Origin of the sequence: Psychrosphaera sp. F3M07, from assembly GCF_018860345.1 — a bacterium.
Classification (GTDB): Bacteria; Pseudomonadota; Gammaproteobacteria; order Enterobacterales; family Alteromonadaceae; genus Psychrosphaera; species Psychrosphaera aquimarina.
The window spans coordinates 199,146-223,107 of the sequence record NZ_JAHKPJ010000004.1 but is presented as its reverse complement, the minus strand read 5'-3'; the positions used below and the strand labels follow the sequence as shown (position 1 = coordinate 223,107).

At 39.3% G+C, this 23,962-nt stretch carries 19 protein-coding genes; 1 reads left to right on the top strand and 18 read right to left on the bottom strand.

All coding sequences use genetic code 11. The features are described 5' to 3' along the window. Positions 1–42: 42 nt before the first annotated feature. The 18 genes from ftsZ to KO505_RS02385 all read right to left on the bottom strand — a co-directional run bounded on the left by ftsZ (position 43) and on the right by KO505_RS02385 (position 22,335). Positions 43–1,197 carry a cell division protein FtsZ gene (gene ftsZ, locus KO505_RS02470; protein WP_216053854.1) on the bottom strand — a complete coding sequence of 385 codons (1,155 nt, stop codon included), beginning with the start codon at positions 1,195–1,197 and terminating at the stop codon, positions 43–45. 25 nt (positions 1,198–1,222) lie between these two features. Then, on the bottom strand, positions 1,223–2,452 hold the full coding sequence (gene ftsA / locus KO505_RS02465; protein ID WP_216053853.1) for a cell division protein FtsA: 1,230 nt from the start codon (positions 2,450–2,452) through the stop codon (positions 1,223–1,225). Between the two features lie 43 nt (positions 2,453–2,495). After that, positions 2,496–3,221 carry a cell division protein FtsQ/DivIB gene (locus KO505_RS02460; RefSeq protein WP_216053852.1) on the bottom strand — a complete coding sequence of 242 codons (726 nt, stop codon included), beginning with the start codon at positions 3,219–3,221 and terminating at the stop codon, positions 2,496–2,498. Continuing rightward, on the bottom strand, positions 3,221–4,144 hold the full coding sequence (locus KO505_RS02455; protein WP_216053851.1) for a D-alanine--D-alanine ligase: 924 nt from the start codon (positions 4,142–4,144) through the stop codon (positions 3,221–3,223). The genes KO505_RS02460 and KO505_RS02455 overlap by 1 nt, the downstream gene beginning before the upstream one ends. Next, the gene (gene murC / locus KO505_RS02450) at positions 4,141–5,553 is read right to left on the bottom strand and encodes a UDP-N-acetylmuramate--L-alanine ligase (protein ID WP_216053898.1); all 1,413 of its coding nucleotides are present in this window, start codon (positions 5,551–5,553) and stop codon (positions 4,141–4,143) included. The genes KO505_RS02455 and murC overlap by 4 nt, the downstream gene beginning before the upstream one ends. Before the next feature lie 37 nt (positions 5,554–5,590). After that, on the bottom strand, positions 5,591–6,733 hold the full coding sequence (gene murG, locus KO505_RS02445; protein WP_252731597.1) for an undecaprenyldiphospho-muramoylpentapeptide beta-N-acetylglucosaminyltransferase: 1,143 nt from the start codon (positions 6,731–6,733) through the stop codon (positions 5,591–5,593). Continuing rightward, on the bottom strand, positions 6,726–7,916 hold the full coding sequence (gene ftsW, locus KO505_RS02440) for a cell division protein FtsW (RefSeq protein WP_216053850.1): 1,191 nt from the start codon (positions 7,914–7,916) through the stop codon (positions 6,726–6,728). Before ftsW ends, murG begins: the two co-directional genes overlap by 8 nt. Continuing rightward, the gene (gene murD, locus KO505_RS02435) at positions 7,913–9,307 is read right to left on the bottom strand and encodes a UDP-N-acetylmuramoyl-L-alanine--D-glutamate ligase (protein ID WP_216053849.1); all 1,395 of its coding nucleotides are present in this window, start codon (positions 9,305–9,307) and stop codon (positions 7,913–7,915) included. The genes ftsW and murD overlap by 4 nt, the downstream gene beginning before the upstream one ends. A gap of 21 nt (positions 9,308–9,328) precedes the next feature. Beyond that, positions 9,329–10,411, bottom strand: coding sequence for a phospho-N-acetylmuramoyl-pentapeptide-transferase (mraY, locus tag KO505_RS02430; RefSeq protein ID WP_216053848.1), 1,083 nt, complete (start codon positions 10,409–10,411; stop codon positions 9,329–9,331). A 22-nt stretch (positions 10,412–10,433) separates the two neighbouring features. Then, a complete protein-coding gene (gene murF, locus KO505_RS02425; RefSeq protein WP_216053847.1) occupies positions 10,434–11,876 on the bottom strand; it encodes a UDP-N-acetylmuramoyl-tripeptide--D-alanyl-D-alanine ligase in 1,443 nt (480 codons plus the stop codon). Then, positions 11,873–13,375: a UDP-N-acetylmuramoyl-L-alanyl-D-glutamate--2,6-diaminopimelate ligase gene (locus tag KO505_RS02420; protein ID WP_216053846.1), complete on the bottom strand. Its 1,503-nt coding sequence runs from the start codon at positions 13,373–13,375 to the stop codon at positions 11,873–11,875. The genes murF and KO505_RS02420 overlap by 4 nt, the downstream gene beginning before the upstream one ends. Beyond that, a complete protein-coding gene (locus KO505_RS02415) occupies positions 13,368–15,215 on the bottom strand; it encodes a penicillin-binding transpeptidase domain-containing protein (protein ID WP_216053845.1) in 1,848 nt (615 codons plus the stop codon). The genes KO505_RS02420 and KO505_RS02415 overlap by 8 nt, the downstream gene beginning before the upstream one ends. Beyond that, positions 15,212–15,529, bottom strand: coding sequence for a cell division protein FtsL (ftsL, locus tag KO505_RS02410; RefSeq protein WP_216053844.1), 318 nt, complete (start codon positions 15,527–15,529; stop codon positions 15,212–15,214). The genes KO505_RS02415 and ftsL overlap by 4 nt, the downstream gene beginning before the upstream one ends. Continuing rightward, positions 15,529–16,464 carry a 16S rRNA (cytosine(1402)-N(4))-methyltransferase RsmH gene (rsmH, locus tag KO505_RS02405; protein WP_216053843.1) on the bottom strand — a complete coding sequence of 312 codons (936 nt, stop codon included), beginning with the start codon at positions 16,462–16,464 and terminating at the stop codon, positions 15,529–15,531. The genes ftsL and rsmH overlap by 1 nt, the downstream gene beginning before the upstream one ends. Positions 16,465–16,491: 27 nt before the next feature. Next, complete coding sequence (gene mraZ, locus KO505_RS02400) at positions 16,492–16,950, bottom strand: division/cell wall cluster transcriptional repressor MraZ (RefSeq protein WP_216053842.1); 459 nt, start codon at positions 16,948–16,950, stop codon at positions 16,492–16,494. Between the two features lie 989 nt (positions 16,951–17,939). Beyond that, positions 17,940–19,712, bottom strand: coding sequence for a GGDEF domain-containing protein (locus KO505_RS02395; RefSeq protein ID WP_216053841.1), 1,773 nt, complete (start codon positions 19,710–19,712; stop codon positions 17,940–17,942). Between the two features lie 1,029 nt (positions 19,713–20,741). Beyond that, the gene (locus KO505_RS02390; protein WP_252731595.1) at positions 20,742–21,611 is read right to left on the bottom strand and encodes a hypothetical protein; all 870 of its coding nucleotides are present in this window, start codon (positions 21,609–21,611) and stop codon (positions 20,742–20,744) included. Positions 21,612–21,690: 79 nt separating this feature from the next. Continuing rightward, entirely contained in the window at positions 21,691–22,335 is a 645-nt protein-coding gene (locus KO505_RS02385; RefSeq protein ID WP_216053839.1) for a cupin domain-containing protein, read from the bottom strand. 194 nt (positions 22,336–22,529) lie between these two features. On the opposite strand from KO505_RS02385, the gene KO505_RS02380 reads away from it, so the two are divergent. Beyond that, on the top strand, positions 22,530–23,747 hold the full coding sequence (locus tag KO505_RS02380) for an anhydro-N-acetylmuramic acid kinase (protein ID WP_216053838.1): 1,218 nt from the start codon (positions 22,530–22,532) through the stop codon (positions 23,745–23,747). Positions 23,748–23,962: the final 215 nt, after the last annotated feature.

Below are 23,962 nucleotides of genomic sequence, written 5' to 3'. Positions count from 1 at the left end.
GGATTATACAGGTAATCCTACCACTTTACAATAGTTTAATATTTAATCAGCTTGTTTACGCAAGAAAGCTGGGATATCGAAATAGTTTTCTTCTTCCGCTTTTTTCTCTTCAGGCTCAATCAAAGCTTGTTGCTCTTGCATAGGCTTAGGCTGTTGCATCGCACTTGGTTGAGATGACATTCCAGATGTCCCTGTCGCTGCAATTGGTGCTGCTGGAACTAAAGAGATATCAGCACGTTTATCACCGCCGATGCCAGTAGCAACAACCGTCACTCTTAGCTCATCTTGCATTTCCATATCAATAACGGCACCAACAACAACCGTTGCATTTTCAGATGCAAAGGCTTTTACAGTGTTACCAACTGTTTCAAACTCTTCAATGCTAATGTCTAAGCCTGCTGTAATATTAACCAGAATACCTTTGGCACCCGCTAAGTCAATATCTTCCAATAAAGGAGAAGATATTGCCGCTTCAGCAGCTTCTTGCGCTCTGTCTGCACCAGATGAGGAACCAGTTCCCATCATAGCAGTGCCCATTTCAGACATTACCGTTCGTACGTCGGCGAAATCCACGTTAATTAAACCTGGACGAGTAATTAGTTCAGCAATACCTTGAACAGCGCCAAGAAGAACATTATTTGCTTCTTTAAACGCATCTAACAGGCTTGTTTTAGGACCTAGTACTTTTAATAATTTGTCGTTTGGAATTGTGATCAAAGAGTCAACACTACGAGCTAATTCTTCAATACCATGTTCAGCAAAACCTAAACGTTTTTTACCTTCAAAACCAAACGGTTTAGTTACTACGGCAACCGTTAATATACCGAGTTCTTTTGCTATTTCAGCAACAACTGGTGCAGCGCCAGTACCGGTACCGCCACCCATGCCTGCTGCGATAAAAATCATATCCGCACCTTCCATAGATGCTGCAATATTGTCTCTATCTTCAAGCGCAGATTGACGCCCAATATCAGGATTTGCGCCAGCGCCTAACCCTTTAGTCACTGCGGTTCCTAATTGTAATGTTAGGCCTGCAGCAGAGTTACGTAATGCCTGTGCATCTGTATTCGCTGCAACAAAATCAACGCCTTCGATAGATGCTTTAACCATATGATCAATAGCATTACCGCCGCCGCCGCCTACACCAAATACTTTAATGACCGCTTCTTCGTTATGATTATCCATTAACTCAATCATCGTCACACTCTCCGTCTAAAATTCTTTAAAATTCGCCTTTGAACCAACTAGCTACTCTATGCCACCAACTTTGTTCTTTTTCTTCGTCGTTAGATTGTTGTTTTTCCATTCCATATAGCAACAAACCTACAGCTGTAGCATAACTAGGATCTTGTACATATTCTGTTAGTCCTTTGACACCCACAGGTGTACCAATTCGTACAGGCATTTGGAAAACTTGCTCAGCATATTCAACAGCGCCTTTCATTTTCGACGTTCCACCTGTTAAAACTATGCCCGCAGCTATTTGATCTTCCAAGCCTGACTTTCGAATTTCATCCAAAATCAATTCAAATATTTCCTGGTATCTAGGCTCTATTACTTCTGCTAACGTATGTCGAGACATCGTTCTTGCAGGGCGACCACCAACACTAGGAACTTCTATACTTTCTTCAGCACTGGCTAAATTTCGATAAGCCGCGCCGTATTTAACTTTAATATCTTCTGCATGACTAATTGGGGTGCGGAAAATTTTAGCTATATCATTGGTTACCTGATTACCCGCAATAGGCAGAACCGCAGAATGTCTAATTGCACCATTAGCATAAATAGCGATATCTAACGTACCACCACCCATATCAACAACACATACACCTAATTCTCTTTCATCATCAGTTAGAACAGAATAACTTGAGGCTAATGCACTAAAAATCAACTGGTCTTCTTTTAATTCACATCGCTCAACACATTTTACTATGTTTTTTGCCATGTCATTGGCACAAGTAATGATATGAACTTTTGCTTCCATTCTTACACCCGACATACCAACAGGGCTCTTGATCCCTTCTTGCATGTCGACAGAAAACTCTTGCGGTAATACATGCAACATTTTTCGTTCTGCTGCCATAGGTACCGCTTTTGCTGCGTGTATAACGTTCTCAACATCTTCCGATGTTACTTCTGAGTCATTAATTGGCACCATGCCACTTTCGTTTTGACACGATATGTGTTTGCCACTTATCGCTAAATAAACCGAAGATATACGGCAATCGGCCATTAACTCAGCTTCATTAATAGCGCGTTGTACAGAGCCAATAACTAAATTTAAGTCATTAACTCCGCCTTTATCCATACCATGACTAACATGATGTCCAACACCAACAATACTTATCTGTTGATCTGGGGTAATTTCACCAACCACAGCAGTTACTTTAGAAGTACCTACATCTAAACCGACTATTAAATTACGGTCGTTGGCCTTTGCACTTGAGTTCATACTATCCGCTTATCGCACTTATTATATGTTTTAATTATTATATTTATTGCCATGACACGGCTAAACCTATGTCATAACGTAAATCTACACGAGCTATCTTTTTGTTACCATATTCAGCCAACAAAGGCTGTAAATCTAAAAAACGTTGTACTCTAGACATCTTATCCGAACGACCTAAATTTAGGTGAATGCCTGATTTTAACCACAACTGCCAAGCGTACCGCTCAGACAAAACTAACTCGCTAATTTTAAAGTTATGTAGCTTCAACAGATATTGCATATCCACATAACCTTTTAATACATCTTTTTCATTTCCCTCTGGCCCATAAAGCCGTGCCAGAGTGTTGTCTACTTTAACACCATTAGCGTAAAAAACGTCACCAAATTTGTTTAAAAGTAAATCATTATTCCAAATCGCAAACGCTTCTTGCTCTACAATGTAAACATGAAGCTTTCTTGGCCACTCTTTACGGATAGAAGCACTGTAAACCCAAGGGTTTTCTTCAATCTGATTTTGCAGTCTATCCACGTCTAAAGTAAAAAAACTGCCATCTAATTTTTGGCCAATTTTAGCTTCTAGCTGCTCAGCACTTAAATATTTAAAGTTTCCATGAACAACAACCGAATTTATCGGCGAATCATTTTTACTTTGTGCCCAATCGAACAGAGCATTATACCCCCATATAATGAATAAAATAACCGTTAAAAAGAAAACAATTCCAACTAAAAAGCTAGAGTGTCTCCATTTTTTAAGCGGTTTTTCTACCATTAACGACTGCCTTGTAAAATTTTCGTTACTAAGGTCGTAAAATCCATATTAGTTGCAGCTGCAGCCTTAGGTACTAATGAGGTTTCTGTCATGCCAGGAACCGTATTTACTTCCAACACGTTTAACTGATTATTTTCACCAATAATGAAATCGACACGTCCCCAACCTGAGGCACCAACAATGTTAAAAACTTTGACCGCTACATCTTGAATTTCTTTGGTTAGTTCGGCATCCAAAGGTGCTGGACATAAATATTCTGTGTCGCCTGTTATGTATTTAGCGTCGTAGTCATAAAACTCATGAGAGGTACGCATTTCAATTATTGGCAACGCCACACCATTTAAGATACTTACCGTAACTTCACGGCCAGTAACCCATTGTTCAATTAATAATTCATCGTCGTAATTAAAGGCATTTTCAATTGCGGCTTTTAACTGCTCAACCGAATGCGCTTCTGACATACCAATGCTTGAACCTTCATTTGCAGGCTTAACCATCACTTTGCCATCTAACTGAGATAAAATCGCTTGGCAATCAAATTCATCGCCTTTAGTCACAACACAAAATGGTGCCGTTGGTAATTGCGCCCCTAAGAACAAATACTTGCTACGAACCTTATCCATTGCAAAGGCAGAACCTTGAGCACTACTACCAGTGAAAGGCAATCCCATATAGGTTAATGCCCCTTGTAAGGTACCATCTTCACCGCCTCGACCATGTAAAACAATAAACACGCGATCAAACTTGTGTGTTATTAAGTCGGTTAACGGACTGTCTTTCGGATCAAATTTATGAGCATCAAAACCTTGAGCAAGCAAAGCTTTTAATACAGCCGCGCCAGAATTCAACGAGACGGGACGTTCAGCAGACTCGCCACCAAACATGACGGCTATTTTTCCAAAGGCTTTAACATCTAAGCTCATAACTCAGTTACCTCAGCTAATTTTTCAATTTTCATTTCACAAGCAACCAAGGTTTTTAATACTGAATTTATATTGCCAGCGCCTTGGGTAATAACGATATCACCATCTTTTATCACATTAGCTAATTCGCTTGGCAAGTTAGCGGGTTGTGCAACAAAAATAGGGTCAATCAAATTACGTACTCGTATAGACTGAGCTAAACTGCGACTGTCTGCACCAACAATTGGCTTTTCACCTGCGGCGTACACATCGAGTAATAACAAACAATCTACCTTTGATAACACTCTAATAAAATCGTCGTATAAATCATTGGTACGACTGTATCTATGTGGTTGATAACACATCACTATACGTTTATCAGGCCATGCAGCTCGAACCGCTGCGATAGTAGCGGCTACCTCAGTTGGATGATGTCCATAATCGTCCATCAACTTAACCACACCACGCCCTGTTTCAAAATCGCCGTATTGCTGAAAACGACGACCTATGCCTTCAAACTTTTGCAAGGCCGCAATGATATAACTATCATCAATACCTTCCTCATGAGACACCGCAATTGCAGCTGTTGCATTAAGCGCGTTATGCACTCCAGGTAAATTAAGAGTGATGTTTATACTTTTACTGTTATAACTAACAACAAATGATGTTTGAGTGCCGGTTTGTTTAAAGTCACTGATCACATAATCATTGGTTTCTTTAAATCCATAAGTCACCACTCTGCGACCTAAATTTGTACATATCTCTTGAACTACGTCGTCGTCACCACATACTGCAGCCAGTCCGTAAAACGGCAAGTTATGTAAAAATTCGATGTAGGTTTGTTTCATTTTTTCAAAATCACCACCATAGGTTTCCATATGGTCCGCTTCGATATTCGTTACCACTGAAATCATAGGTTGTAGGTGTAAAAATGAAGCATCACTTTCATCCGCTTCCGCAATTAAATAATTACCTTTACCTAACCGTGCATTGGTCCCTGCACTATTTAATAGACCACCTATGATGAAGGTAGGGTCTTTTTTAGCTTCGGCAAAAATACTGGCAATTAGACTGGTTGTCGTCGTCTTCCCGTGTGTACCAGAAATTGCGATACCAAAACGAAAACGCATTAGTTCCGCCAACATTTCAGCTCGACGTACAATTGGAATTCGACGTTTACGGGCCGTTTGAATTTCAATGTTTGACTCATCAATTGCACTGGATACAACCACAACACTGACATTGATCAGGTTTTCTTCTTTGTGGCCAATATTTACTGTCGCACCTTGTGTTCTTAATCTTTGGGTGACTGCATTTTCATTTATATCTGAACCGGCTACTTGATAACCTTCATTTAATAAAACTTCCGCAATACCGCCCATTCCTGCGCCACCAATACCCACAAAGTGAATAGTGTTTAATCGGCGCATCGATGTATTTACGAAGTTAGCTTGAATACTCAATTACTTATTTCCATGTCTGGCACAACTCAACCATACGGTCGGTTGTGGTTAAAATTGCTTGTTGTTTTGCATTTATTTGCATTTGGTTGATTCTATTCGGATCATTAATCAACTCTACTAACGTCGAAACAAGCTTTTGTTTAATTTCATTTTGAGGCATTAGTACCGCCGCCTCTTTTTCTACCAACCAATTTGCATTGGCTGTTTGGTGATCGTCTACCGCATATGGTAATGGGATGAATATCCCTACATTTCCCGATGCGGCCAATTCAGAAACCGTCAACGCGCCAGCGCGGCATATTACCAAATCCGCCCATGATAAAACAGACGGCATATCATCAATGAACTCATCGATTACTACCGATAACTCTGCAACCTCTGCTGAATTTTTGCATTTATCATATTCGTCAGTAACACTTAATTTGTTGCCTTTACCTACTTGATGGTGAACCTTCACCGCCAAACCTAACGCTTGTAATTGGTAAAATACATGAGGTAACTGCTGGTTTAATGCCCGAGCACCTAAACTACCACCTATTACCAAAATCCTAATTGCGTCCTGCCCGGTCAATACTCGTTTTGGCATATTGTTTAATTGAGCAATATCCATTCTTACCGGATTACCAACTACCTCGGTTTGTATCTTAGGCAATGATTGTTTTGCATTTGGGAATGCTAACAAAGTATGTTTTGCTACCTTAGATAACCAACGATTTGTCATTCCGGCAATCGCATTTTGTTCATGTATAATTAGCGGTAAACCTAAAGACCAAGCTGCAATGCCCCCCGGTCCAGATGCATAACCACCAAAACCAATGACTAAATTAGGTTTTAACTTTTTGAATATGTCCCTGGCTTGCAACCATGCTTTTAACAGCATAAATGGTGCTTTAACTAAACGTTTTATGCCATTACCACGTACGCCTTTAACATCAATATAGTGAATCGATATGTCATGTTTAGGCACTATATCCGCTTCCATTTTGTCAGCGGTACCCATCCACTGAACATCCCATCCTTCCGCCATTAAAGACTTTGCTAACGCTAAACCAGGAAAGATATGTCCACCGGTACCACCCGCCATGATCACTGCGCGTTTAGTTTGGATAGGACTATTATTACTTGAGTTATTCATTGGTTTACTCATTGGATAACTCATCTATTTCTGTCCGTTCAAGCGCTCGGGTTTCAAAGTCAATTCTTAATACAATGGCAATCGCAATACTAAACACAATCAAACTACTTCCACCGTACGAAATAAAAGGTAGTGTTAATCCTTTAGTCGGTAACATGCCTGTACTCGCACCAATATTTACAAACACCTGAAAGGCAATCCAAATGCCAATTGCATAGGCAAAAAAACCATTATAATGTTGCGATTTTTCCATCGCTAAACGGCCTACATTTAAAATTTTATAAACTAGCCAACCCAACATCATGACCAAAATACTTAACCCAACAAAACCAATTTCTTCTGCAATGACGGCCGCGATAAAGTCAGTATGTGACTCAGGTAAATAATCCAGTTTTTGGATACTATTGCCCAATCCTAATCCAGACCAACTTCCTCGTCCGTAAGCCATTAACGACTGGGTTAACTGATAACCACTGCCAAACGGGTCAGCCCAAGGATCAACAAAAGACACCACACGTCTCATTCGGTACGGCTCTAACATAATCAAAGTCCAAACCGCTAATAAACCACTGGCTATTAATGCTATAAATTGCCAAATCTTTGCACCAGCTAAAAACAACAAAGCAACCGTGGTCACAAACATGACGATAACGGTACCTAAATCTGGTTGCATTAGTAATAAAATCGCCAATATCATAAACACGACTAACGGCTTGGCAAAACCAATTACATTTTCTCTTAACTGTTCATGCTGTCTTACTAAGTAACCGGCCAAAAAGCTAAAGAAGAATAACTTTGCAACTTCAGCAGCTTGTAAATTAAATATGCCTAAAGACAACCAACGTCGACTCCCGTTCACTGTCGAGCCAATTAATAACACCGCGACCAAGAGCACAATCGCAACAAACAGTAGTTCCATATTAAAACGTTGCCACCACTGCATTTTGAAGAACAACACAGTCAACATGGCGGTTAACGCAATAAAAATAAACGCCGCATGTTTGATTGAAATGTAGTATTCATTGTTATAAATCTTTTCCGACACAGGCAGTGATGCCGATGTCACCATCACCCAGCCAAACGCCATTAACGCTAAAACCAAAAACAACAAACCACGGTCATATAACGCCGGAGTGGTTTCTTTTAATTTGTTTCGTTTAGTTAAACTAACTAAACCAAAACCAATTCTACTCATTTATTTAATCCGCTAATGGCAGCTAACACATTCTGTTTAAAGTCTGCGCCACGGTGTTGGTAATTTTTATACATATCAATACTGGCACATGCAGGTGATAACAAAACAATGTCGCCTTGCTCTACCAGTTTCATCGATTGATTTACGGCTTCTGACATATTGCTTACTAAAACCAATTGTTCTGGTTTTAAAAAATCCACAAATTTGGTTTTGTCTTTGCCAAACGCAATCACTTTTTTAACATGTTTGTTAATGTCAGCTTGCAGTTCAGACAGGTCAGCACCTTTTGCATCACCGCCGGCAATGAGTACTATATTTTTATTGTCATTTTTTGATAGACCATTTAACGCCGCTTGTGTCGACGCGATATTGGTCGCTTTAGAATCGTCCACAAACAACACACCATTGGCATCCGCAATAAATTTACAACGGTGTGGCAAACCAGAAAAATGGCTCAAGTTATGAAATTCAGCCACAGGATCAACACCTATCGCATTAGCTAATGCCAATACAACGATGGCATTTAATCCATTATGAGAACCGGATAAAGACAGCTGTCCCAAATTACCTATGACTTCATTATTCAGACATAAATCTTCGGTTTCATTATTAAAGTACCAGTAATTTTCAGCACGTGATTGAGCTTCCGTACCAAATGCATGAACCTTATTGCAGTTTAATAACGGCTTAGTTTCAAAGTCGTCATTGTTGTAGAGGCACAGCTTTGAGTGATGATAAATACGTAATTTTGAACGACCATATTCAGAAAATGATTCATATCTGTCCATATGATCAGGTGTGACATTTAATACCGTCGCCGCTTCACAAATAAGGCTGTGAGTAGACTCCAATTGGAAACTGGATAATTCCATAATGTAAACATCGACTGGTTCACCGTTATAGCCGTATTCAATCACATCTAATACTGGCACACCAAAATTGCCACAGGCCACTGCATTTTTTCCCATGCGACCAAGAAAGTCTTCTAACCAAGCAACTACCGTAGATTTACCATTTGAGCCTGTCACTGCGATAACGGGTTTGGTATTTATTCTTGCAAACAATTCCACATCACAAAAAACATTTTCGTTATAACGCTGCGCATTGGCTAATGCAGGTTCCTTTAAACTGATCCCTGGACTGACAATGACATAATCAAATTCTTTAAACTCATCAAGCTTAAATTCACCAAACTTACGTTCAACTTGATTTAAAAACTGCTGATCTTTTTCGGCAACCGGTGGGGTTAATCTAGAGTCAAATACCTTTGGGAAAACACCTTTATTTAACAAAAACCTAAGTGCCGACATCCCTGACATACCAATACCAACGATCGCCACATTACTACTTTGTAATTCTTCGATAAATTCATTGTTTAACGCATCAGTCATATTATTCACTTCTCTATAAGATTAACGAAGTTTAAGTGTAGCTAAGCCGATCAACACTAAGATCAAAGAGATGATCCAAAAACGCACGATAACACGAGGTTCAGGCCAACCACTTAACTCATAATGATGATGAATTGGTGCCATTTTAAATACCCGTTCGCCGCGTAATTTAAATGAACCAACTTGTAAAATAACCGACATGGTTTCCATGACAAATACGCCGCCCATGATAAATAACACTAGCTCTTGACGCACTAATACAGCGATGATCCCAAGCGCACCACCTAATGCCAAAGAGCCAACATCGCCCATAAATACTTGTGCTGGATATGTGTTAAACCATAAGAACCCAAGCCCTGCACCAACAATAGCGGTACATACAACGGTTAATTCATCCGCTTGTGGGATATAAGGTATGTGTAAGTATTCTGCAAAGTTTACATTACTGGTTAAATACGCCATTAACGACAATGCGCCAGCCACCATAATCGTAGGAACTATGGCAAGCCCATCTAAGCCGTCAGTTAAATTCACCGCATTACTGGTACCAACAACCGTAAAGTACACAACCAATAAGTACATTAAACCAAGTTGTGGCATCACATCTTTAAAGAAAGGAACGATTAATGAGGTTTCAGCAGGATTCTCTGCTGTCATGTATAAAAATACGGCAACACCAATAGCAATCACCGATTGCCAAAAATATTTCCAACGTGCAATCAAACCTTTACTGTCTTTGCGTATAACTTTGCGGTAATCATCAACAAACCCCACTAAGCCATAACCGACAACAACCGTCATCACAACCCAGACATATTTATTGGATAAATCTGCCCACATTAAGGTACTAAATACAATTGCACCAAGTATTAGAATGCCGCCCATTGTGGGCGTTCCAGATTTGGATAAATGACTTTCAGGTCCATCATCTCTAATGGTTTGCCCAATTTGCATAAGCTGCAAACGTCGTATCAGTTTGGGGCCAAAATATAATGACAACACCATAGCAGTAAGAACACTTAGAATGGCTCTAAATGTTAAGTATGAAAACACGTTAAACCCAGAGTAAAACTGAGTTAAATATTCCGCTAACCAAACTAACATAACCTTACCTTTATTATTTTTATTAATTGCTTAAATTATTATCAGCGATTATTTGTTCAACTATCTGTTCCATCTTGGCACTTCGAGAGCCTTTTATTAGAATGGATATAGAACAATCAGCGTCTTTAATCAGCTGATTTAATCTTGAAATTACATTTTGTTGACTAGAAAAATGTTCGCCTTTTTGTTCCATTACCGATGACGCACTTTGGCTTAATACACCAATTGACAACAAAACATCGATATTCTGCTCGTTGGCATATTCGCCAACGTCTTGATGGTAACGTCTGGCACCTGAGCCAAGTTCCGCCATATCACCTAAGACAAATATTTTTTTGCCTTGATACCCCGACAATAGATCAATCGCCGCTTTAGCCGATTGAACATTGGCATTGTAGGTATCATCAATCACTAACAGTGAATCGGTAACTTGATGCAAGTTAACGCGGCCTTTCACTGATTGCATAGCTAACAAACCGTTTTTTATATCTTGTAAATCTGCACCTACTGAGTAACAGGCTGCTGCGGCGGCTAATGCATTATTAACGTTATGTTTACCCGGGATAACCAACTCAACATCAATTTGCTGTTGCTCGCCTTTTTTCAGATCTAACTTTAATGTAAAGCTCGCACAGCCTAACTTGTTCAAGGTAATATTAGAGGCCGTTATGGCTTGACCTTTTGAAGTAAGATCCGGATTGAAGCCAAATTGAATAATGTTGTTTTCACTATTTTCAAACTTGTCATTAAGGCGAGTTAACCAATATTCTTTATATTCAGAATCACCATTAACAATGGCAATGCCGGTTTGGCTTAAGCTATTAAATATTTCACCTTTAGCGCGTACGACACCGTATATATCGCCAAATCCTTCTAAATGCGCTTCTGCTACATTATTAAGAATGGCCACATCCGGTTGAGTCAATTCTGTGGTGTAAGCAATTTCACCTATATGGTTGGCGCCTAATTCGATAACTGCATACTCATGACTTGGCTCTAAACGCATTAACGTATGCGGAACCCCAATTTCATTGTTGAAATTGCCATTCGTGGCTAATACGTTGCCTTTTTGAGCCAAAATAGCCGCACACATTTCTTTCACTGAGGTTTTACCAACGCTGCCTGTGATAGCAATAGTTTTTGGCTTAACCGTAGCCGCAACTTTCGCTGCCAGTTTGCCGTAAGCAATTAAGGTGTCTTTGACTATAAACTGAGGAATATCAACAGGACTTGGCGTATCAACGATAACGGCAACGGCACCTTTGTCTTTTACTTGTCCGATAAACGCATTGCTATCAAAGTTAGGACCGCGCAAAGCAACAAAAACATGCCCAGCTTCAATGGTTCTGCTGTCAGTAGAAAATGCCGATATTCCTTGTTGTTCAAGTTCTACTGGTACATTAACAATTTGTTCGTCGGTTAATGATAAGGTATCAATAATCCATTTTAGCGAGACATTAATCATATCATGCCCCCATGAGTGGTTAACGCCAGCATGGCTTTTTCTACATAATCACGTTCATTGTAATCAATGGATTCTTTACCGATAACTTGATAAATCTCGTGCCCTTTTCCGGCAATTAAAATAGCGTCACTGGCGGTTGCCGTTCTTAACGCTAAATCAATGGCCTCTTTACGACTTTTAATTATTTGATAATTATTTCCAGACATACCCGCTTCAATGTCAGCGATGATTGTGTCTTCTGATTCCGTTCTTGGGTTGTCATTTGTGATGATCACATGATCAGCATGTTGCTCAGCTAATTTACCCATAATTGGACGTTTGCTAACATCACGCTCACCACCACAACCAAATATGACATAAAGCTCACCTGTTAAGTGTTTACGCACTGCTAACAGGGACTGCTCTAACGCATCGGGAGTATGAGCATAATCCACTACAGCCACAGGTAAATTAGGTTTAACAAATAACTCTAATCGCCCCGGCACCGGTCTTAATTGACTAAAATGTGCTGCTACTATCGGCCAATTCAACGTCAGAGCCGTTGCAAACACAGCCGCTAGATTTAAGCAGTTAAACTCACCATAAATAGGTAACTGTAAATAACACGTTTCTTTAGCCCCGATAACTTGCCATTCAATGTCGATAGACAAACCATGAACATGGCATTCAAAACCACGAATAAACACATAATCGGAATAGGCTTTAACACTTTCTGATTGGCCAAAAGCAACCACACGAGTTTGATTTGCCACCATGTCGGCTATACGACGACCATATTGGTCATCTACATTCAGTACGGCACACTTTGGTAAATATTCAGTAAATAATTTCGCTTTAGCGTTAAAATATGACTCCATGTTTCCATGGTAATCAAGGTGGTCCAAAGTCAAATTAGTGAAAATGGCAACGTCGAGATCTAATCCTTCGATTCGCCCCTGGTCTAACGCATGAGAAGACACTTCCATGGTCAAAGAGCCATAATTTTTGGCAGAAAATTGTTTTATTAAACGATAAATCTCTGTCACACCCGGCGTTGTATTACTGCTAGGTTGTAAATCATTGATTGAACCTGTGCCAATGGTGCCAATCACAGCAGACTCTTGCTGCAAACAAATTTGGCTTAACTGGGCTAATAAATGACTAATCGACGTTTTACCATTGGTCCCCGTAACACCAATAACCGGCATAGGAACGGACTGATCTTTTACATAAAACTCTTTAGCTATGGTGGCGAGTTTTTTCTCTAAGCCTTCAACTAAAATCACATTATCTAATTTATGGTACGACGTTTTATCACAAGCATCCGACACTAAAATAGCAACAGCCCCTAACTCCAATGCACTATTTATGTACAATGAACCATCTTGGTCAAAGCCTTTAGTGGCAATGAAAATATCACCCGGCGTTACTTGTCTACTGTCAGGGATTAAACGTGCAGAAGGCTCAAGTACAACTTGAGCCTTTTTTAATTGCTGTTCTATATCTTGCCAATTACTCATCGGCACTCTCCCGCCTTACATTGGCCAATTGAATTTTGGAATCACCCAGAGCATCCGGCGCAACATTTAATGTTCTTAACGTTTGCCTCATAATTTTTGCAAAGGTAGGGGCAGCGGTTTCGCCACCATAATAATAATCACCTTTAGGTTCATTGATCACCACAACGACCGCAACTTCTGGATTCGAGACCGGGCCAACGCCGGCAAATACATTGACATAATCGTTACCATAACCACCACCAACGGCTTTAATACTGGTACCCGTTTTACCTGCGACGCGGTAACCTTTCACAATGGCGCGTTTACCAGAACCTGTTGCACTGACCACACTTTCCATCATATTTAATACGTCATTGGCAATATCTTTACTGATCACTTGTTGTTCTGGTTTAGTCAGTTGTGTTTTCACAATAGATAAAGGTTTACTAATGCCACCAGCGCCTATAGTGGTATACATTTTCACTAACTGTGCGGCAGTCACTGAAATTCCGTAACCATAGGATAAGGTGGCCACTTCAATGTCAGACCAACGTCTGCGTTCATTAAATATACCTGTACTTTCACCGACTAAATCTAATCCGCTGTAATCCACTAATCCCATGCGGTAAAAAATATCTAAAAACGACTCTTTAGGGGTAGATAAAGCTAATTTACTAGAGCCCATATTTGATGAATATTTAAGTACATCTGCCAAACTAATTTGGCCTCGGTTTCTTGGATCAGAAACTCGACTCCCGCCTATACGCATATAACCCGGTGAGGTATCCACTAAATCTAACGTGCCGTAAGAGCCATAATCCAACGCATTAATAACCGATAATGGTTTTACGGTTGAACCCGGTTCAAAGGTGTCGGTAATAGCACGGTTACGTATTCTACGTAGTGGCACATTGTTACGGTTATTAGGGTTAAATGATGGACTATTAACCATAGCTAAAACTTCAGCCGTTTTAACATCAACCACAATGGCTGAGCCTGAAGTGGCTTCGTATGTTTGCACTGCTTTTTTTAGTTCTTGATAAACGGCCGATTGAATACGTTGATCTATGGTCAATACAACGTTTTGCGGTTTAGAGCCTTTTTGCTCTTCCAACACTTCAATTTCGCGACCTTTGGCATCTTTAATTATCTTACGTTTGCTTGGTGTACCCACCATCCAATCGTTATGGCGTAATTCAACCCCTTCAATGCCTTTGCCATCAATATTGGTAAAGCCAACAATATGCGCCGTGATCTCTCCAGCAGGGTAATAACGTTTTGATTCTTCTCTTAAACGCACACCCGGTATACGTAATTGCTCAACATAATCGGCAACCACTGGATTGGTTTTACGTTTTAAGTAGATAAAACGCTTTTTAGCATTATTGGTAATACGGGCAAGTAACTCATGTTCTTCCATGTCTAACACTTTGGCTAATGCTTCCCAGCGTACATCCGTTTCAAACTCTGGATATTCAAGTACTTGTTTAGGGTCAGCCCAAATAGTTTGTACCGGTACACTTACGGCTAACTCAACACCGTTTCTGTCGGTGATCATGCCACGCTGGATGGTGCCTTCTTTAATACGAACCGTACGATTATCACCTTCCATACGTAAACGATCTGGTTGGATAATTTGTAAATAGGCAGCTCTTGAAACAACAGTACCAAACACTAAAACTAATGACACAACGACAAACTGAAAACGCCAACGGTTGAATCCCGGCTTAGCGATTTGTTTGGCTTGTTTGTTGGATTTACTGCTGTGCGGTTTATTATTACCCGACTTGGCACTCGAAGACTTTCGATTACTCGTTTGTTTATTTTTTGACTTGGATGATTTATTTAACCAATCTTTCATGGCAAGGTCACCACCACTTCTTCATCCGTAGTAGGACGATTCATACCAAGACGATTGCGAGCGATATTTTCAACTCGGCTGTGTTCGGCCAAAGACCGCTGTTCTAATAACAAATGGCGCCAGCGTAGGTCGATATCATCGCGTTGTTGCAACAATACGTCCTGTTGGATCACCATTTGTCGGTTAAGCTGCGCCCAATGAACCACTGCGATGGCAAAGATCACATTGAGCAACAGGAGCCCCATTGTAAGTTTGTACTTACCGATGTCCTTAAAAATCAATTTTGCTAACTGACTGTCTATTGTTTTTTTCATTATGGCAATCTTTCAGCGACTCTAAGAACGGAGCTTCGCGCACGGCTATTTCTAGCAATTTCTTCATCAGAAGGTTTATAAGCTTTGCCAATTGGCTTTAACTTAATCCCCTGATTTAACTCGGCTTCTGTAATAGGCATACCACGTGGTACTTGTTTGCCTTGACTTTCCTTACGAATAAACTGTTTTACAATACGGTCTTCTAACGAATGGAAACTGATCACTGACAGTCGTCCACCCGGTGCTAATACGTTTAATGAAGCCTCTAACGCCGCTTCAATTTCTACCAATTCACTGTTGATATAAATACGAATACCTTGGAAAGTACGCGTTGCTGGATGTTTTTTCTCAGCTTTACTTTTAGGTACAGTCGCAGCAACTAATGTGGCTAAATCCGTAGTGGTTAAAATGGGGGATTCATCACGCACTTCTACAATTTTTCTTGCCACACGTTTAGCAAATTTTTCTTCACCGTACGTCTTTAAAGCAAATGCAATATCTTCTTCTGCCGCTTTAGCTAACCATGCCGCAGCACTAATACCATTAGTATTGTCCATGCGCATATCTAAAGGGCCCGGTTTCATAAAACTAAAACCACGATCCGCTTCATCAAGCTGTGGTGAAGATACCCCTAAATCCATCAAAATACCGTCAACTTTGCCAACCAATTCATGTTTTTCAACAATGGCTTGTAGTTGTGAAAATGGAGAATGATCGATGTGAAAACTCACGTTATCCGCGAATTTCTTTGCCGCTTCTATCGCGGTTGGATCTCGGTCGATAGCGTATAAACGACCATCACTATTAAGTTGTTTTAAAATCTCGCCAGAATGACCACCGCGACCAAATGTACAATCGATATAAATACCATTTGGCTTAATTGCCAAAGCATCAATTGATTCTTTTAATAAAACCGAAACGTGCGCTTCTGTCATTGTTCTGCCATTTATCAATAAATAAAGTTAAAGAGAAAAATCTTTTAATCTGTCTGTTAACTCAAAGTCACCTTCAAGTTCAGTTTCAATGTCGTCAGACATTTGTTGTTGCCATCTGGTCTCAGACCAAATTTCAAACTTATTCAGTTGCCCCACTAACATAATGGGTTTATCTAAACTGGCGTGTTGCCTTAATGCCGTTGGCAGTAAAATACGCCCGCTTTTATCCATATCCACTTCGTGTGCGTTACCTAATAAAACACGCTGAACTCTTCTTTCATGAGGATTCATTGATGACAGTTGGCGTAATTTATATTCGATGTCTTCCCATTCAACTAATGGGTAGAGTAAGAGGCAAGGCTGGTGAAGATCCACCGTACAAATCATTTTCCCTTCAGATTCAGACAGCAACAAGTCTCGGTGTCGAGTAGGTATCGACAACCGTCCTTTACTATCTAAAGAAAGAGGGTTTGCACCGCGAAACATTGTTCACTCCATTATGTGGTTATTATTATTTCCACTTCGTTATTTATTGCTTTTTGAGGGAATGAGTACCATTTGTTCCCACTATTTCCCACCAATGAACAGTTTAAGCCTCATATGTAAATATTGTCAAGCTTCTAAAGCATAAGATAATTTGATTCTTGTCCAAATAAATAAAGGGCTATAGCTAAAGTTATGATAGTTGTGGGATTTTGTGGGGAAATAATTTATATATTATTTTTAATACGTAGCTGATCTGATCCCTTTTTATTTTCTGTTTGTTTTTTAATCACAAAGGAAGGTTGAAGAATGTTGATATGGTTTCAGCTTGAAGTGGCGGGTTGTCAATTCCATACACGGTATAAGTTCGTTATTCTTTTAAAGTAGGTAGCTTTTTTGCGACATCAAAAAGTAATAGTTGTTTTCCAGTTTCTCTCTGTAACGGTCAAGTCATCACTTAGCTGAACTCTAAGGTTTCACCTGACGGCGACCATACCTTTTTTCAACAGCCAAAAAAGGTAGGCGAAAAAGCCCGCTTCCAAACAAAATCTAATACTTCATTAAATAGTTATTTTTGTTTACAAAAAAAGGGCTAAAAAATCGTCCCTGATAACCAGCCCTTTCTCAGCATCCTTGCTTCGAGTTTTATAAAAATAATATTTAACGAAGTGATTTTATGATGGAGAGGTAAAGTAAAGCAGAGAAATAGCTAAAAGCTGAAAAGCCCATTAGCTAACGCTAATGGGCTTTCATATTTGATAAGTAACTGTTCCATCCACTTTAAATCAAACAACCTGAGTTTAACTAACTTTCAAATTAAGGTGGGTGGCCTTGTTATTTATTTGGGGTCTATGAGGTCAAATTGACTTCATTACTGTTGAAGGATTTCATTTGTGGGTGCGTTCATCATTTTCTTCTAAATTATTATTGGACAAAAACGGTTTAGTATCACTTTACAAAAATAACAGTATCTTTAAACCTTCACATGCTTCTTAACTAGCAATCGCTACTTCGGCCGACTCAATTAATCTTACTTGATCTCTTCCATCGTTCTTAGCCACATAAAGTTGCTTATCAGCTTCTTTAATTAACTGCTCCAGTGACATGGAACTACCTTTGGCATCCAAACCGCCGACACTAAAAGTTACCTTTGCAGGGCCGTCAACAACCGATATTGATTTTAACTTTTCAGCTATACGATTAAATAAGTTTTCAGACTCCTGCTTTGAAGTATTGGGTAATATAAACAACCACTCTTCTCCACCGTAACGTCCAAAGTAATCGATACTCCGAAGCGCAGAATTAGATACATCAGCAAATGTCTGCAATACTAAGTCGCCGATATCGTGCCCGAATTTATCATTAATCGATTTAAAATGATCCAAGTCTGCTATTGCTATTGTCAGGCTCTGTACAAACCTCCTTGAAACTTCCAGTTCCCTTTTTGCTTGACGCAATATCGATAGCCTATTGGCAGCGCCAGTTAGTGAATCTGTATAGGCTAACTCTTGAAGCTCGATTTTAGATTCATGGTTTTTCCTTAAAACAAACAACATAAATGACAAAGAAACGACTAAAATAGACACTATTAATACTAATAAATAAATTTTTTGGGTATCTGACTTTTTCTCTACATCCTTAAGCTTTATGGATTGTTCGAGTAACTCAGCTTTTGCTGTTTGCTCAGCAACCTTGTAGTCACCAAGTAATAAATCCAACTTAGCTCTGTCTGCCTCATCATTAGCTTCAATAAGGCTTTCATAATATTCAGACTGAAATTTCAGGGCGTTTTCAAAATTGCTTTCACTTTTCTCCAGTTCAAATAAAACATCATACAACTCAGATTTATCATTTAATGGCATCGTTGTTTCAAATTCGCTTAAAACTTGTTGCCCGTATTCAAGCCCCTCTTCCTTTGAACCACTAAGGCCTAGGTACCTAGCATAAGAAATTTTTGCTGTTATCAGTGTTCTTGTAATACCAAATTCCTGATAAATCCTAATAGCTTCATCCAGAAGACTTAGGTTTTCCTGAGCTTCTTTTTCTATCTCTACCAGAACCCAAATGAATAATATGTCTGCTTTGGTCGGACTATCCTCTAGGCTACTTATTAACTTTAACCATGAACTCTTTTTTTGCTCAAAAACAGTAGGGATATCCTCTTCGATTGACGGCAGCGTGTCGCCCGATTGGAACTCTATAAAGGCAGTTAATTCATCGTCCTCAAACTTCTTCGCTAGTTGTCTAGCCTTATAAAAGTATGTTTCTGATTCAGTACTCAAATCCGTAGAAGCATTAAAAAACAAGTTTCCAACAAGCGCATATAATCTTGCACGAATAGGATTAGCTGTTGATTCACTCAATATTACTTTATTATCGTTAAACAAATCGATTGCAGCTTCGTACTCGCCATCCCAATAATAACTAAAAGAAAGAATAAACAACTGCCAAGGAAAATACTCACTAGATACATTTAACAAATTTTCTTCTTTTATTTGTTTACGTAAAGCGTTTATTTGTTCTCTATCACCTTCTCCATCAGCAACAGTAAGCGAATTAAATACGATATGTTCTGTTACCCCTAGCGAATTGAAATCGCAACTTCTCTTAACCTCAGCCAGTCTTAATTTAAGCCCTGCAATATTCAAGCTTTCAGAAAGTTCATATAAACTTTCAATTTGTTTTTGCGTCTTGAAACACTGTGATTCATTTCCCCAAACAAACGGGACAACTATTGATAGAACGAGGCAAACACTACGTAACATGAGGGTACAACTTCCTTATAATTAACAGATGCTTATCAGTGATAAATTACTGCTTATGTCTACCAGACTACATATAGTTAATCTGTAGTGCAATTAACAGCCGCTAAAACTATCAAGGTCATAGACTACTATAGAAAACTCCTCTCCAGCTCCGAACAAAAGACAGTATTTCATGTTCAATACGGTTTCCGTGACTTACTCCTCAAGTTTTCTTTAGAACAATTACTTTAACTCGTTTTGGGGCAGAAAAGAGTTAGGTGATTAACCAGAAAATACAGTGGACATCTACTCTATTTTTCACAAACATTTATGTCAATTCATTGTTTGCTAACCGTTAGGTTAGCTTTTCTTTTTTCTTTTGCTCTGCTTTATCTCTCCATCTAAATATTCCTGAAATAAAATAAGTTTTTCAAAATATGAGACAGGACGTCGAGTGAGGGATGGTGTTCATGGACGAATTTACATCCCGTTTTTGAAGATAAAACTTAATTTATAGAGGAACAGAATATTGATTAGGAGCGGCCTTTTTCGGTTACATTTTTGGGCTGTTGCAAAAAGGTAACTCGCCGAGAGGCGAAACCTTAGAGTTCATTTAAATTCTATTAAACGTTAAAAACTCAGAATAAAAATAAGCCTGCACCTTTTGGAATATGACAAAGGTATTGTTCACTTAATGGACGAAGGGATGTCATCAAAACAGGGATGTTTTATTAGATGACCAAAGGACAAATTTACATCCCGCTTTTTAGCTACATGGATGTAGTAACTTAAGCTTTGTCTGGAACAAGTAGCTTGGAAGATAAAACTTAATTTATAGAGGAACAGAATATTGTTTAGAAGCGGCGTTCTGTTTCATTATAAGTGCCGGTTACATTTTTGGGCTGTTGCAAAAAGGTAACTCGCCGAGAGGCGAAACCTTAGAGTTCATTAAAATTCGATTAAACGTTAAAAATGCTGAATAAAGTTACAGACTAGCTACTGCGCCAGTACCAACTCTAGCCAACAATATATAACATGAGCAACCTCAATCTACTGTGCTCTAGGATTACTCAAATCAACACCTTTGCTCATGTAAATATCATCATAAGCTAAACCACCATTGCCATAGGGCTTTTTAACGGAACCGGTATTTGAGTTTGCAAAAAAGTTAATTAAGGGTTGTTCTCGTTTCATTCTAAAGGCAGCATTTTTATATACTAATGTTTGTCCAATAAACTCGCCACCTTGTACATAAACATCGTAGGTTTGGCCGCCATCTTTTATTAACGCGTTATTCACTACATACCAAATTTGATACCACACATTAGGTTGTAGCGGTTTGGCAGAGCGGTTTTCATTAAAATTTTGAATATTGCTGTATTGTCGATACTTGTCGTTGCTATCAATTTTCACCATGAGCGCACCGTCATTTTTGAAGCCATTTGATTCAAACTTGTCGGTCACTCTTAAGGTAGGTTCGAATGAGTTATAGGCTTGTTGCTTAATCTCTTCAAAGGTTAAGTTACTAATGCCAAACGCATGATTGTTGGGAAAGCGTTCAACTCGTATCCGAGTAAAAAAGGTATAAGTTTCACCAACAGCAACCGTTTCAGGTAATGCCTTAAAAGTAAGTGCTTTACGATTCCCTACTATGCCATCAGCCGCCGGTTTTTTGATTAAGTATCGATTATCTTGCTCGGTTCTTATTTCAGTGACTTGCGGTGAAGGCACAAAAGGTTTGGTATCGTTTTGCGTATCGGCGATTTGCCAACCAATCAGCTCGGTACTTTCAAAGTCATCAATTAACATCCAATTTGAATGATTAGTATTAACGGCACATGAGCTAATAAGCACAGTGACAAACAAGAAAACAACAGATAATGCGGTTTTAGATAATGCGGCTATAGATAATATTCTCATATTCATTCCTGTTTCAATTTCATACACATAGAGTTTTCAAACGTTTAGCCTAGTGCTATTAGCGTTATCAATATTAAGGCTAAATATGCCCTACTTTGACCAATATAATTGTATCTTGTTCTACGTATGGGTGATGACGGCTTAAGTGTGGTGAGCGAATCCAAGTCCCTGCTGGATAACGTCCATGTTCGTCGATAAACTCACCTTGCAGTACAAAAATTTCTTCGCCTCCCATATGGGTATGAGGTACAAATTTTTCACCTGCAGGCCAAAATACTAATGCCGTCGATTCAGTACCAAAGTTATGTAATGGCATAACCTGCAAGTTGCCTTGACCTTGTAACCATGGGGTTTGTTTAGTATCAATTCTGACTTGCTCACTATCATTCGCTTGGAATTGATATAACTTTACAAACAAAACACAGCCGTCATTACTAAAAGGACTATGACTAAACCCTTCTGGATTTCTAATATAAGTTCCCGCTGGATAATCACCGGTTTGATCTGAAAACACACCTTCTAAAACAAAGATCTCTTCACCTTTTGGGTGAGGGTGTTCTGAAAATTGCGACCCTGCGTCATATTTAACAACGCTAGTGGCATGCCCACGTTCTTGATCTGCTCTGGCTAATGGCTTACGCCATACTCCCTTGGCTGGACTTTCTTGCCATTGCATTTTATTGGTATCAATAATGACCTGTTGTTCAAAGTTCATGTTCAGCATGGTTATGGCCTTTTATCTAGCTTGGTATTTATAGTAAGTACGTTGTTTATTATCTATTAGCTCAATACAACTGCATAGTAACTCAGCTTGGTATTAAATTAATCCAAATTTAACATCCCCCACTAACGGGGAGCATTAAATATGTTATTCCATCGTTATACTGTCGTTCAAATGTGTGTATAGATGGGATCTTAATGAAGAATAATAAATCTCTGTATATTGGGGTTATGTCCGGTACAAGTGTGGATGCTATCGATTTAGCCATAGTTAGTTTCGACAACAATAAGATTTCAGTTTTAGCCACTAGCGAAACGAAATTTTGCCCACTATTACGGCAGCAGGTCTTAACACTTTGTGAACGCCAATCCGCTAATTTGGTTGAACTTGGGCAAATTACTCAGCACTTGAGTAAGTCTTATGCTGAGGCTATAAATGCGCTTTTAGTACGCAATAAACTCTCATCCAGTGATATTCAAGCTATCGGTTGTCATGGCCAAACGGTATGTCATCATCCCGTTGGCGAGCATCCATTTTCTATGCAATTAGTGAATTCATCCTTAATTGCAGCAATGACCAATATCACAACCATCTGTGATTTTAGATCTATGGATATTGCGTTAAATGGCCAAGGTGCACCGTTAATCCCAGCGTTTCACCAGTTTTTACTTTCATTAAATAGTTTTAATAATTCAAAGTTCACTGGCGCTCAATCGGCAGCGTTTTTGAATATTGGTGGTATGGCAAATATTACACTGGTCACTCCCCCAACCATGCAAAATAAACAAATCGGAATACATAAATCTACGATTGGATTTGATACTGGTCCAGGCAATGCTTTGATAGATCTTTGGGCGTTAAACCAGTTTGACCTAGCGTTTGATTCAAATGGCGATATAGCTGCATCGGGCACGGTTAATGAAGAATTGTTAACTATTATGTTGTCCGACCCTTATTTTAAAAAATCGCCTCCCAAAAGCACTGGTCGTGAATATTTTAATGAACGCTGGTTAGAGCATCAGTTGGCGCTCGTTAATAATAAACATGCACAAATGACACTAACCAATGAAGACATAATGGCAACATTAGTGCAGCTTACAGCCCAAACCATTTGTAATGACCTAAATCAATATGCAAATCACACCCCGAATAACAAAGATGAATGCCTAAACATTTTATGGGCGTTTGGAGGCGGATGTAGGAATCACTCCTTGATGGATGCAATTAAACATTTGTTACCAGATTGGCAAATAAAAGATACGTCTGAATTAGGCATAGAGAGTGACTATATGGAAGCGATCGCATTTGCCTGGTTGGCTTATTGCCGTATTAATTTATTGCCCAGTACACTACCGTCGGTAACCGGTGCGAATAACGCGGCGATAAGTGGCACGCTTACTTTACCGCCAAGTTAAACTCACAATGAAGTGTTCACGTTAAGCTTTGTATAAAACAATCTTCCTCTTGGTATTTGTGTACTGGATATGGAAATCCATCACTAAATAGACAGCTCATATACATGTTATCTATTGTGGTCACACAATAGGGATACGCTGAGTACCTGCGTATTCGTTTTTATCGCCAAAACCTATTCTCCCCCCCCTATTTGGGTGACACCACTGGGCGTTTG

What these genes read in the sequence shown, in the direction of transcription:
- ftsW (WP_216053850.1), bottom strand. Translation starts at nt 7,916, where the DNA reads ATGAGTAGAATTGGTTTTGGTTTAGTTAGTTTAACTAAACGAAACAAA.
- KO505_RS02380 (WP_216053838.1), top strand. Translation starts at nt 22,530, where the DNA reads ATGAAGAATAATAAATCTCTGTATATTGGGGTTATGTCCGGTACAAGT.
- ftsA (WP_216053853.1), bottom strand. Translation starts at nt 2,452, where the DNA reads ATGAACTCAAGTGCAAAGGCCAACGACCGTAATTTAATAGTCGGTTTA.
- KO505_RS02395 (WP_216053841.1), bottom strand. Translation starts at nt 19,712, where the DNA reads ATGTTACGTAGTGTTTGCCTCGTTCTATCAATAGTTGTCCCGTTTGTT.
- KO505_RS02415 (WP_216053845.1), bottom strand. Translation starts at nt 15,215, where the DNA reads ATGAAAGATTGGTTAAATAAATCATCCAAGTCAAAAAATAAACAAACG.
- KO505_RS02455 (WP_216053851.1), bottom strand. Translation starts at nt 4,144, where the DNA reads ATGAGCTTAGATGTTAAAGCCTTTGGAAAAATAGCCGTCATGTTTGGT.
- ftsZ (WP_216053854.1), bottom strand. Translation starts at nt 1,197, where the DNA reads ATGATTGAGTTAATGGATAATCATAACGAAGAAGCGGTCATTAAAGTA.
- rsmH (WP_216053843.1), bottom strand. Translation starts at nt 16,464, where the DNA reads ATGACAGAAGCGCACGTTTCGGTTTTATTAAAAGAATCAATTGATGCT.
- murF (WP_216053847.1), bottom strand. Translation starts at nt 11,876, where the DNA reads ATGATTAATGTCTCGCTAAAATGGATTATTGATACCTTATCATTAACC.
- KO505_RS02385 (WP_216053839.1), bottom strand. Translation starts at nt 22,335, where the DNA reads ATGCTGAACATGAACTTTGAACAACAGGTCATTATTGATACCAATAAA.
- murD (WP_216053849.1), bottom strand. Translation starts at nt 9,307, where the DNA reads ATGACTGATGCGTTAAACAATGAATTTATCGAAGAATTACAAAGTAGT.
- ftsL (WP_216053844.1), bottom strand. Translation starts at nt 15,529, where the DNA reads ATGAAAAAAACAATAGACAGTCAGTTAGCAAAATTGATTTTTAAGGAC.
- mraY (WP_216053848.1), bottom strand. Translation starts at nt 10,411, where the DNA reads ATGTTAGTTTGGTTAGCGGAATATTTAACTCAGTTTTACTCTGGGTTT.
- KO505_RS02420 (WP_216053846.1), bottom strand. Translation starts at nt 13,375, where the DNA reads ATGAGTAATTGGCAAGATATAGAACAGCAATTAAAAAAGGCTCAAGTT.
- KO505_RS02460 (WP_216053852.1), bottom strand. Translation starts at nt 3,221, where the DNA reads ATGGTAGAAAAACCGCTTAAAAAATGGAGACACTCTAGCTTTTTAGTT.
- murG (WP_252731597.1), bottom strand. Translation starts at nt 6,733, where the DNA reads ATGAGTAAACCAATGAATAACTCAAGTAATAATAGTCCTATCCAAACT.
- KO505_RS02390 (WP_252731595.1), bottom strand. Translation starts at nt 21,611, where the DNA reads ATGAGAATATTATCTATAGCCGCATTATCTAAAACCGCATTATCTGTT.
- mraZ (WP_216053842.1), bottom strand. Translation starts at nt 16,950, where the DNA reads ATGTTTCGCGGTGCAAACCCTCTTTCTTTAGATAGTAAAGGACGGTTG.
- murC (WP_216053898.1), bottom strand. Translation starts at nt 5,553, where the DNA reads ATGCGCCGATTAAACACTATTCACTTTGTGGGTATTGGTGGCGCAGGA.